Origin of the sequence: Kitasatospora sp. NPDC057738 (assembly GCF_042798815.1) — a bacterium.
Taxonomy (GTDB): Bacteria; Actinomycetota; Actinomycetes; order Streptomycetales; family Streptomycetaceae; genus Kitasatospora; species Kitasatospora lactacystinica.
Map to the genome: position 1 here is coordinate 1 of NZ_JBHVJT010000140.1, position 9,893 is coordinate 9,893.

Below are 9,893 nucleotides of genomic sequence, written 5' to 3' on the forward strand. Positions count from 1 at the left end.
GGACAGGCCGGTAGCTCTCCTCGGCGAGCATCCGGTAGAAGCCGAGCAGCAGTGCCTTGACCGGCCCGACCCCGCCGGCGGCGGATCGTACCGGTTACCGGTTGCCGGAGCGTCCGGTGGTGCTGCTCGGCGTGGCCGTCCCCCCAGACGGCTTGCCGTTCTTCGTCGCAGCGGTGTTGCCGTGGTGGCCGTCGCCGCCCTGACCGATGGTGCCAGCGGTGACGTCCTTGCCCGGCACCGGGGTTCCGCTACCCGGGACCAGGGACGGAGCGGGCTTGCGCGTGGTGTCGCTCGGGCCCACCGGGACGGGGGTCGCGACGCCCTGCGGCACGACCTTCTTGTCCGCCGGCACCGGGGCCGGGACGGACTTGGCCGCGACGCCCGGGGCGACGGCGGCCGGGGCGGCCGGCGCGGACGGCAGCTGCAGGGTGACGCTGCTCTGCAGCGCGCCCGGGGACACCCAACCCGAGAGCGTACCGGCGTAGGACGAACCGAACCCGCCCGTTCCGATGGCCAGCTTCTGAGCAGTTCCGGTCGGCATGGTGGCCTGGACCTGAACGCCCGACGGCGCGTTCACGGTGATGGTGCTGCCGACCCGGTAGGCGGTGACCTGGCCGGCGGCGAGCGCGTTGTTCCAGGCCGCGCGGCGCTGGAACTCCTGGCCGATCTCGCGCTGGCTCAGGTTCACGATCGGGGCGCTGTCCGCGTGCAGCGAGCGGTAGGTGCCGAGGATCTTCTCCAGCACCGGGTACAGGATGCGGTCCTCGGACAGGTTCGACTGGTGCACGAAGTGCGGACGCGGGTCGTTGTTCAGCACGTGGCCGAGGTCGATCCGGGCCTCCAACGGCACGATGTACGACTGGTAGCCGGTGTTGACGTCGAGCGGCTGCGGCAGGCAGGTCGAGTTGGCGTTGTTCTCGCAGACGCCGCTGCCGCCGTTGGCCTTGCTGGTGTAGATCCAGTTGTACTCGTCGGTCTCCTCCTTCGCCGTGGCGGCGTTGTAGAAGACGTTCATCGGGTACCGCGGCACGGTCAGCACGGACGAGCCGACGGCCCGCTGGCCGGTCTCGCGGGAGGCGTCGCTGGCGGTGAACTTGATGCCGTTGGCGGCCAGTGCCGGGGCCAGGTACGGGTTGTCGCTGGTCTCCTGCGGGGCGGTCAGCAGCCCGGAGTGCTCACCGGTGACCAGGGTCTGCGCGTCGAACTGGAGGCCGCGCGCGGTGGCCCAGTCGGCGTTGTTCTTGATCTGGGTGGAGATGGTGTTCTGGTCGACCCAGACGGTGCCGCCCGCGCTGTTCTTGGAACAGACCCACGGCACCACGGTGACGTTCTGGACGCAGCCCAGGTACGGGTGGGTGTAGGTGTGGTTGACCCACCGGTAGCTGCTCTGGTCGGCGATCATCCGGTCCGCCGTGGGGTCGGCGGTGGTCTCGTGGTCGGCCTTCCAGTCCTCGCTGCCGCCACCGTTGAACACCATGTCCAGGGTGAAGTTGTTGGCGGCCTGCCACTGCTTGAGGTGGTCGGCGTCGTCGACGGTCATCCGGATCGGGCTGGCGGTGTCCGGGGTGCCGGGCGGGCAGGTGACGTCGCCGGGGGTGCACTTGAGCGTGGTGTCCCAGCGGTCGTCGGCCAGGAAGACGTCGTCCACGTGGGTGGCGAAGTAGTTGCGGTCGTAGCCGAGGTGGACGCCCTGGGTGAGCCAGTCGACCATGCCGCGGGCCAGCAGCCGGTACTGCTGCTGGTACTGGTTGTAGACGAACGTGACGACCAGTTCCTTGCGGCCGTCGTGGGTGTACTCGCCGACCAGGGAACCGCGGGCGGTCGCATTGGGTATCGGCGCGTCGACCAGCGGGACGAACGAGGCGCCGGCCGGCAGGCTGGCGAGCGGGGTCGCCAGGTAGCCGTAGCTCTCGCTGACGTTCGTGTCGTTGTCCTCGAACGGGACGCTGCCCTTGAGGTACCCGAACGGGCCCGAAGTGCCGGCCGCGGTGGTGGCGCCCTGGAATCCGTCGAGAGTGCCCACGAATCCGGGATTCTGAGCGTAGTTCAGACCCACTGCGGGGTTGGCCCACGTGTACGCGTCGATCTGACGGACGTTGAATGCGGCTTCGTAGCTCGCGATCGCCGTCATCTCGGCGGCACTGTTGGGGAAGGGGTTTTCGTTGGGCAGCACGATGCCCTGGAACTTCCCCCGGGGCAGGCCGTTCACCGTGTCGCTCAGGAAAGCGGAGTTGATCACGGGACGGTTGGGGTCATTGAGGCTGACGACCTTGTAGGGCGTGCCCTGGCTCTTCAGCTCGGCGGTGATGGCGGCGACGGACGGGCCGCCGTCGTCGACGACCAGGACGGTGAGGTCGATCCTGGGCGGCGTGGTGTCGCCGTGGGCCAGGGTGGTCTGCAAGCCGCTGGCCAGCAGGACTGCCGCCGCGCACGCGGCGACTCTTCGGGTCGCTCGACCCATGGTGATCCTCCCCTTGGGGCCGGCGCGGCGCTCCTCGGCGCTCGCCTGCCCGTGTAGCTGTTCGCGGGCAGCAGGCTGCCCGGGCCCATCCTGGTCGAGGGACGGCGGTGCGAGGGACCAATTGGGCGAGAGTGCAGCGAACCTGTTACCAACGTTCATGGCGAAGCCATGAAGGCGCTGATTGTGACCGGAACCGTACCGGCGGCGCAAATAGTGAATTGAAAATGAAAAACCGGAAGCTGAGTGCTACACGTGGTTACCGAGGGTGTGCCCGGTGGGGTGGGCGGGGCACCTACACTGTCGTCGTTGCGCATGACACTCTTGCACATCCCACCGCCCCGTTGGGCAGGTTCATGCAATATCGGGCACCGCTGTGCCATGTGACAGTCCGAATATGCAATGGAGGCGCTCGCGTGGTCGATCAGCATACCGAGCCGGAGGGATTCCTGAGCGTACGGAATGCGTCACCGAAGCCCGCCGGAACGCCGCTGGTCGGACGCAGTCTCGGTTTGCGCGGTGCGTTGAATGCCCGGGATCTGGGCGGGTACCGCGCGGCTGACGGGCGGATTCTGCGGCGCGGGGTGGCGCTGCGCAGCGATGGCCTGAACCGTGTCACCGCCGAGGACCTCGGCCCGCTCGGCGCGCTCGGCCTGCGCAGCGTGGTGGACCTGCGGAGCATGGACGAGGTCCGCGGCGCCGGACTGGACCGCCTGCCAGGCGGTGTGACGCTGCATCATCTACCGCTACTGGCAACGGACTTCGACATCTCGCTGCTGGTCCGCGACGCGCTGGCCGACCAAAGTCCGCAGCGCCAGCGGGCGTTGCTCGGCGACGGCCTGGCAGCCGCCCTGATGACCGGCCTCTACCGATGGTTCGTCACGGATCCGGTGGCGCGCGAGCGCTTCGCGGCCCTGCTGCGCCTGCTGGCCGCCCCGCAGGGCCCGCCACTGCTGTTCCACTGCTCGGCGGGCAAGGACCGCACCGGCTGGGCCGCCGCGCTCCTGCTGACCGCCCTCGGGGTGGACCGGGGGACCGTCCTGGCCGACTACCTGCTCACCAACGAGCGCTCGGCTCCGGTCGTGCGCGGGGTGCTGGGCGACTTCGCCGCCCGTGGCCTGATGCGCGAGCCCGAGCTGCTCCTGCCGGTCTTCCGGGCCGACGGCGGCTACCTGGACGCGGCCTTCGCGGAGGTCGAGGCCGGCTGGGGCGGTTTCGACGCGTTCTGGCGGGACGGGCTCGGGCTGGACGACGAGGTGCTGGCCGGGCTGCGCGCCAACCTGCTGGACGAGCCGGGGGCCGGGCGGGGCCCGGCCCCCGGTGGCGGGCTCAGCCCTCGTTGATCAGCCCCTCGCGCAGCTGGGTGAGCGTCCGGGTGAGCAGCCGGGAGACGTGCATCTGGGAGATCCCGATCTCCTCGCCGATCTGCGACTGGGTCAGGTTCCCGAAGAACCGCAGCATGATGATCCGGCGCTCGCGCGGCGGCAGCTTGGCCAGCAGCGGCTTGAGCGACTCCCGGTACTCGACGCCCTCCAGCGCGAGGTCCTCGTAGCCGAGCCGGTCGGCCAGCGGCCCGTCGCTGTCCTCCTCGCCGGTGCTGGAGTCGAGCGAGCTGGCGGTGTACGCGTTGCCGACCGCCAGGCCCTCGACCACGTCCTCCTCGCTGACCCCCAGGCAGGCCGCCAGCTCGGCGACGGTGGGGGAGCGGTCCAGCCGCTGGGAGAGCTCGTCACCGGCCTTGGTGAGGGCCAGCCGCAGCTCCTGGAGCCGCCGCGGCACCCGGACCGACCAGCTGGTGTCCCGGAAGAAGCGCTTGATCTCGCCGACCACGGTGGGCATCGCGAAGGTGGGGAACTCCACCCCGCGCTCCGGGTCGAAGCGGTCGATCGCCTTGATCAGGCCGATGGTGCCGACCTGGACGATGTCCTCCATCGGCTCGTTGCGGCTGCGGAAGCGCGCCGAGGCGTACCGGACCAGCGGCAGGTTGAGCTCGATCAGGGTGTCGCGGACGTAGGTGTGCTCGGCACTGCCCGGGTCCAGCGCGGCCAGCCGCAGGAACAGCGAGCGGGAGAGCGTCCGGGTGTCCAGTCCGGCGCCGGGCGGCGTCTGCGTTCCCGCGGCGGGGCCGGGTGGCCGGACCGTCTCGACCCGCTGCAGCGGGACCAGGTCCTCGGCGACGGCCGTGCCGGTGGCCCGGCCGGCGTGGATCTCCGCAGTGCCCAGCTCTCCGGACATGCACCCACCCCCTTGTGACTGTCGGTTGAACGGGGGCCGTCGCGCGGTGGTTCCCGGCGAGGGCCTTCCCCCTCCATACCGGAACACGGTCCACGGCAAACCCGAACGTCGCAAGATGTCACGCCGGGGTAACTGGCTGCAATCTCACTCTTCCCAGGAGTTGCCGGTCCGAAGCCTGGTCAGGATCCGTGAGAGCAAGCGGGACACGTGCATCTGGGACATCCCCAGCTCGGTGCTGATCTGGGACTGGGTCAGGTTGGCGAAGAACCGCAGCATCACGATCCGGCGCTCCCGCTCGGGGAGCTGGACCAGCAGGTGGCGGACCATGTCCCGGTGCTCGACCTCGGCCAGCGCGGAGTCCTCGTAGCCGAGCCGGTCGAGCAGGGCGAGCCCGCCCTCGTGCTCCTGCGCGGCCTCCAGGGAGGCCGCGTTGTAGGCCCGTCCGGCGTCCAGGCAGGCCCGCACGTCCTCCTCGGGGATCCGCAGGCTGGCGGCGATCTCGGGCACCTTGGGCACCCGCCCGTGCAGCACCGTCAGCTCCTCCATCGCACCGCTCACCTGGACCCACAGCTCCTGGAGCCGGCGCGGGACGTGCATGGTGCGGACGTTGTCCCGGAAGTAGCGCTTGATCTCGCCCAGGATGGTCGGCAGCGCGTAGGTGGGGAACTGGACGCCGCGGCCCGGGTCGAAGCGGTCGATCGCGTTGATCAGGCCGATGGTGCCGACCTGGACGACGTCCTCCATCGGCTCGCTGCGGCTGCGGAAGCGGGTGGCCGCGTAGCGGACCAGCGGGATGTTCACCTCGATCAGGGCGGCCCGCACCCGCTCCCGCTCGGGGGCGTCCGGGGGCAGCTCGGCGAGCCGCTCGAACAGCACCCGGGTCAGCGTCCGGACGTCCACGGCGGGGCGGCCGCCGGGGCCGCGCAGCCGGTCCGGGCGGAGCTCGCCGGCCGGGCTGGTGATCGCAGCCAGCACTTCGTCCACGGACACCTCACCCCTCCCAAAGTCGTCAACGGCGGGCCCTGCGGATCGGGTGTCGCGGCTGGCTCGGTACCTCGCCATGTCCGGCAAAACCGGTCATAGCATCACAAGGTGGGCACACATCGGGCAAGCACCCGACGGAGGTGTGTTGGTGGGGTGTTCAACCTTTCCCGGGCCGGCCGGCGAAGTGCCGCACGGATCGTTCCGGGACGGAGCAGGGGCGGCCCCCCCCGAGGAAAGGGAGGGGGCGGAGGGTCTTCCAGGGGGCGCATCCCGGGGGGGGTTCTGACAGGGGGGGGGGGGAGGGGGGGGGTGTTGGGGGGGGGGGGGCGGTTTTTTTTGGTGGGTTGGTGGGGGTGCCGAGTGGGTTTTTCGGGGGGGGGAGGGGCGCTCCCTTCCGGGGGGGGGGGTGGGCCGCGGCGGTCCGTCCGGGGGACGCGTCCGGGGCGGGTTCCGGACGGGCGGGGTGGGACGGACAGGGGCCGGACGGGTGCCGGACGGGTGCTCAGACCTCGATGTCGGCGATCACCCAGGTGGCGAACTCGCGCCAGAGGCCGGCCGCGGCCTGGTGGTCCGGGTGGGTCAGGTAGGCCTGGAGGGCGTCGCGGTCCTCGACCAGGCTGTTGATCGCGTAGTCGTACGCGATGTCGCGCTCGGTGGTGTTCCAGCCGCACTCCCACTCGCGCAGCTCGGGGATCACCGCGCCGAGCGCGTCGAAGGCCTTGGCGCCGGCGAGCACGCGCTCTTCGTCCTTGCCGACGCCTTCGTTGAGCTTGAACAGGACCAGGTGGCGGATCACGATTGCCGCTCCTCGCGGACGGGGACAGAGGGTCCCGCTCACCGTAGCCGGTGCGCCGGGGCCGGTCGCGGGCCGTCCGTCACTTGATCAGACCGGTCATGAAGGTGCCGACCGCCTTGGCGGCGTTCGAGATCCCCTCGAACCCGAGCTGCACCAGCTCCGCCGACCGGGAGGGCGAGGTGATGATCGAGTAGAGCACGAAGATGAGCAGGAGGGCCATGCCGATCCTCTTCGCCTGCGCCATCGGGTGACCTGCCTCCCAGCCGTGGGCCGCCGTCTTCCGGTCCCCGAGCGGCCTGCAGGGGGCAGCTTATCCACCCGGACGGGCTATCAAGTGTGCGACGCGTTCGGCCGGCGGGACGAAGGTCCCCGCGAGTGGGGCCTTTCTCCGGATGCCCCGTCGCGGGCCGGGCGGCAGGATGGAGGACGTACCGAGGATCTGGCAGGAATCCCCGGTGCGTGGATCCGGAGCTCCCCGCTGTGGGACCGGTCGCCGCGGCTTCCCCCGACGCGGCGCCGGTTGTGGGACTCCGCCGGGGGAGCGGTCAGTCCCCCCGAGCCGCTCCCCCTCCAGGCTCCGTACGGACCGGGCACCGGTGGTCATCGGCCCGGGGTACGGGGCCGTTTTTCGTGCCCGGACACCGGCCGGACAAACGCCGAGGGCCCGTCCGGATCGGACGGGCCCTCGGGCTTTCGAGCGGTAGCGGTGGGATTCGAACCCACGGTGGAGTTGCCCCCACACACGCTTTCGAGGCGTGCTCCTTTGGCCGCTCGGACACGCTACCGAGAGGAACTCTACCGGAGGGGTGGCGCAGTCACGAAATCCGTATCGCCACGGCGGTCGGCGGGCTCTCGGCGGCGGGCTCTCAGCGGTGGGTGTCGAAGAAGGCGCGCAGCTGTTCGCCGCACTCGTCGGCGAGGACGCCCCAGATCACCTCGGGGCGGTGGTTGAGCCGGCGGTCGCGCATCACGTCGAAGAGCGAGCCGGCCGCGCCGGCCTTCTCGTCGAGGGCGCCGTAGACCACCCGGTCGATCCGGGACAGCACGATGGCGCCCGCGCACATGGTGCACGGCTCCAGGGTGACGACCAGTGTGCAGCCGCTCAGCCGCCATTCCCCGGTCTTCTCGGCCGCCTGCCGGATCGCGACCACCTCGGCGTGCGCGGTCGGGTCGCCGACCGCCTCGCGCTCGTTGTGGCCGCGTCCGATCACCTCGCCGTCCGGGTCCAGGACGAGCGCCCCGACCGGCACGTCCCCGGTGGCCGGCGCCAGTGCGGCCTCGGCCATGGCCAGGCGCATCGGCGCCGCCCAGCGGTCGCGGACCGGGTCGGGGCGGACGGGTGCGGGCAACGGGGGGACGCGCGGAACGGTCAGCGGGGTGGATGCGGGCTGCATGGCATCCAGTGTCGGGTATCCGGCGGCGGACACCGGTACGACCGACCGCTCTACCGGACGGCCTCCAGGACCTCGCCGCAGCCCAGGGCCTCGGCGATCTCCTCCAGGGCGTCGCCCGGCACCGCGCCCTCGCCGCTGAGCGCGAGCAGGTCCTCGGAGGCGAGGCCGAACTCGGTGAGCAGGTGGGCGTCGCCCAGCGGGCCGACCGGGACGCCGCCGCGGGCGTCGGCGTCCTCCTCGTCCTGCTCCCCGGCCTCCTCGGTCTCGTCCAGCAGGTGGTCCAGGTCGCCGAACTCGCTCTCGCCGGCCTGGTCGACCAACTCGTCGGTGAGGACGGACCCGTAGGAGCTGCGGGCGGCGGCGGCGCCGTCCGACACGAAGATCCGCGGGTCCTCCTCGCCGTCCACGCGGACGACGGCGAACCAGGCGTCCTCCTGTTCGATGAAGATCAGGACGCTGTCGTCGTCCTGGGCGGAGTCGCGGGCCAGGTCGGCCAGATCGGCCAGGGTTTCGACGTCGTCGAGCTCCGTCTCGCTCACATCCCACCCGTCCTCAGTGCGAGCAAGCACTGCAGCGAAGTACGCCACCAGGGACACTCCCAAGATCATCGGTCTCGGCTGCCGGCGCGCACGGGCGACGCGAAAATCTGGCCGCCCCCGCGCCAGGGGCGGTCCGCTTGTTCGGACCGTCCCATCGGAATCGTGACAGAAAGCCCGCCCTCGCGGGGGGTGTTCGGCAGCGCGTCTTTGCAGGTCGTGTCGGAAGGGCCGGGTGGCGGACGGCGAAGTCGGGCGTGGCGGTCCGAAGCCGGTCGAAATTTGCTCCGAACGCCCGCCGGGGGTCGCCTCGGGCCGTTTCCGGGTCCGCGCCCGGGGTCCGCCCCCGGGCGCGCGGCGCGGCGGCGCGGGGCCGTCCGGGCCTTGTCAGATCCGGAAGGTTCGCATCCGCATGGCCTCGCGCATCCGCCGCTCCTTGGTCCGCCGGGGCTGGACCCGCTCCCGCAGCTCGCGCGCCTCGGTGAGTTCGCGCAGGAAGACGGCCCGCCGCCTGCGGCGCTCCGCCTCGGTCTCGGGGTGGTCGTACGGCGGGCCCGGGCTCCGGCCCGACCCGTCGACGGGCTCGTCCATCGAGCCGTCCCCGGCGTTCGGGTTGCTCGTCATAAGACGTGACATTCCCAGAACGGCCCGGTTGATACCACAGGAGGCACTTCCGTCCGGACATTCGCGACAGGTCACGGCGTGTCACGGGCGTGTCACCCGACCCGCCGCCCGGCTGGGGCACGGCGGGTCGTACACCCGTCCAGACCCGGGCTAACCTCGACACATGCGTCTCCACGTCGTCGACCACCCCCTGGTCGCCCACAAGCTCTCCACCCTGCGCGACGAGCGCACCGACTCGCCGACCTTCCGTCGCCTGACCGACGAGCTGGTGACCCTCCTCGCCTACGAGGCCACCCGCGACGTCCGCACCGACGAGGTGGAGATCACCACGCCCGTCGCGGTCACGCTGGGTACCCGGCTCAGCTACCCGCGCCCGCTGGTGGTCCCGATCCTGCGGGCGGGCCTCGGCATGCTGGACGGGATGACCCGCCTGCTGCCGACCGCCGAGGTGGGCTTCCTCGGCATGGTCCGCAACGAGGAGACCCTGGAGGCCTCCACCTACGCCACCCGGATGCCGGACGACCTCTCCGGCCGCCAGGTCTACGTGCTCGACCCGATGCTGGCCACCGGCGGCACCCTGGTCGCCGCGATCAGGATGCTGATCGAGCGCGGTGCCACCGACGTCACCGCCGTGGTGCTGCTGGCCGCGCCGGAGGGCGTCGAGGTGATGGAGCGGGAGCTGGCAGGTCTGCCGGTCACCGTGGTCACCGCCGCCGTGGACGAGCGTCTCAACGAGAACGGCTACATCGTCCCCGGCCTGGGCGACGCGGGCGACCGGCTGTACGGCACGGCCGGCTGAGCCCCCCAGCCCGAACCACCCGGACCACCGAACACCGAGAGCCCCCGGCACTGCGTCTGCCGGGGGC

10 protein-coding genes and 1 tRNA gene are annotated in these 9,893 nt (G+C 71.4%); 2 read left to right on the top strand and 9 right to left on the bottom strand.

Features of this window, described 5'->3' with window-relative positions:
- Positions 1-94 precede the first annotated feature (94 nt).
- Positions 95-2,461, bottom strand: a complete 2,367-nt coding sequence (locus tag ACFVGO_RS38710; RefSeq protein WP_380636857.1) for a hypothetical protein — start codon at positions 2,459-2,461, stop codon at positions 95-97.
- A gap of 353 nt (positions 2,462-2,814) precedes the next feature.
- Here ACFVGO_RS38710 and ACFVGO_RS38715 point away from each other — a divergent pair, with 353 nt between their 5' ends.
- Complete coding sequence (locus tag ACFVGO_RS38715) at positions 2,815-3,801, top strand: tyrosine-protein phosphatase (RefSeq protein ID WP_380636860.1); 987 nt, start codon at positions 2,815-2,817, stop codon at positions 3,799-3,801.
- Here ACFVGO_RS38715 and ACFVGO_RS38720 read toward each other — a convergent pair.
- The 8 genes from ACFVGO_RS38720 to ACFVGO_RS38755 all read right to left on the bottom strand — a co-directional run bounded on the left by ACFVGO_RS38720 (position 3,788) and on the right by ACFVGO_RS38755 (position 8,994).
- Complete coding sequence (locus ACFVGO_RS38720) at positions 3,788-4,693, bottom strand: RNA polymerase sigma factor SigF (protein WP_359913949.1); 906 nt, start codon at positions 4,691-4,693, stop codon at positions 3,788-3,790. The two genes, ACFVGO_RS38715 and ACFVGO_RS38720, sit on opposite strands and share 14 nt — an antisense overlap.
- Before the next feature lie 144 nt (positions 4,694-4,837).
- Positions 4,838-5,755, bottom strand: a complete 918-nt coding sequence (locus ACFVGO_RS38725; RefSeq protein ID WP_380358919.1) for an RNA polymerase sigma factor SigF — start codon at positions 5,753-5,755, stop codon at positions 4,838-4,840.
- A 424-nt stretch (positions 5,756-6,179) separates the two neighbouring features.
- Entirely contained in the window at positions 6,180-6,473 is a 294-nt protein-coding gene (locus tag ACFVGO_RS38730) for a Dabb family protein (RefSeq protein WP_359913952.1), read from the bottom strand.
- 79 nt (positions 6,474-6,552) lie between these two features.
- Positions 6,553-6,717, bottom strand: a complete 165-nt coding sequence (locus ACFVGO_RS38735) for a hypothetical protein (protein ID WP_380636859.1) — start codon at positions 6,715-6,717, stop codon at positions 6,553-6,555.
- 454 nt (positions 6,718-7,171) lie between these two features.
- Positions 7,172-7,258 (bottom strand) — tRNA-Ser (locus ACFVGO_RS38740).
- 81 nt (positions 7,259-7,339) lie between these two features.
- A complete protein-coding gene (gene tadA / locus ACFVGO_RS38745) occupies positions 7,340-7,867 on the bottom strand; it encodes a tRNA adenosine(34) deaminase TadA (RefSeq protein ID WP_359913955.1) in 528 nt (175 codons plus the stop codon).
- Between the two features lie 50 nt (positions 7,868-7,917).
- The gene (locus ACFVGO_RS38750) at positions 7,918-8,475 is read right to left on the bottom strand and encodes a tRNA adenosine deaminase-associated protein (RefSeq protein ID WP_359913958.1); all 558 of its coding nucleotides are present in this window, start codon (positions 8,473-8,475) and stop codon (positions 7,918-7,920) included.
- A gap of 315 nt (positions 8,476-8,790) precedes the next feature.
- The gene (locus ACFVGO_RS38755; RefSeq protein ID WP_359913963.1) at positions 8,791-8,994 is read right to left on the bottom strand and encodes a hypothetical protein; all 204 of its coding nucleotides are present in this window, start codon (positions 8,992-8,994) and stop codon (positions 8,791-8,793) included.
- 196 nt (positions 8,995-9,190) lie between these two features.
- Between ACFVGO_RS38755 and upp the strand changes: the two genes are divergently transcribed.
- Positions 9,191-9,826 (top strand): uracil phosphoribosyltransferase, encoded by a 636-nt coding sequence (gene upp / locus ACFVGO_RS38760; RefSeq protein ID WP_049650159.1) that lies wholly within the window; start codon positions 9,191-9,193, stop codon positions 9,824-9,826.
- Positions 9,827-9,893 lie beyond the last annotated feature (67 nt).

Excerpts from the sequence above, each read along its gene's own strand:
- ACFVGO_RS38710 (WP_380636857.1), bottom strand. The coding sequence starts at position 2,461 with ATGGGTCGAGCGACCCGAAGAGTCGCCGCGTGCGCGGCGGCAGTCCTG.
- ACFVGO_RS38715 (WP_380636860.1), top strand. The coding sequence starts at position 2,815 with ATGCAATATCGGGCACCGCTGTGCCATGTGACAGTCCGAATATGCAAT.
- ACFVGO_RS38720 (WP_359913949.1), bottom strand. The coding sequence starts at position 4,693 with ATGTCCGGAGAGCTGGGCACTGCGGAGATCCACGCCGGCCGGGCCACC.
- ACFVGO_RS38725 (WP_380358919.1), bottom strand. The coding sequence starts at position 5,755 with ATGGCGAGGTACCGAGCCAGCCGCGACACCCGATCCGCAGGGCCCGCC.
- ACFVGO_RS38735 (WP_380636859.1), bottom strand. The coding sequence starts at position 6,717 with ATGGCGCAGGCGAAGAGGATCGGCATGGCCCTCCTGCTCATCTTCGTG.
- tadA (WP_359913955.1), bottom strand. The coding sequence starts at position 7,867 with ATGCAGCCCGCATCCACCCCGCTGACCGTTCCGCGCGTCCCCCCGTTG.
- ACFVGO_RS38750 (WP_359913958.1), bottom strand. The coding sequence starts at position 8,475 with ATGATCTTGGGAGTGTCCCTGGTGGCGTACTTCGCTGCAGTGCTTGCT.
- ACFVGO_RS38755 (WP_359913963.1), bottom strand. The coding sequence starts at position 8,994 with ATGGACGAGCCCGTCGACGGGTCGGGCCGGAGCCCGGGCCCGCCGTAC.
- upp (WP_049650159.1), top strand. The coding sequence starts at position 9,191 with ATGCGTCTCCACGTCGTCGACCACCCCCTGGTCGCCCACAAGCTCTCC.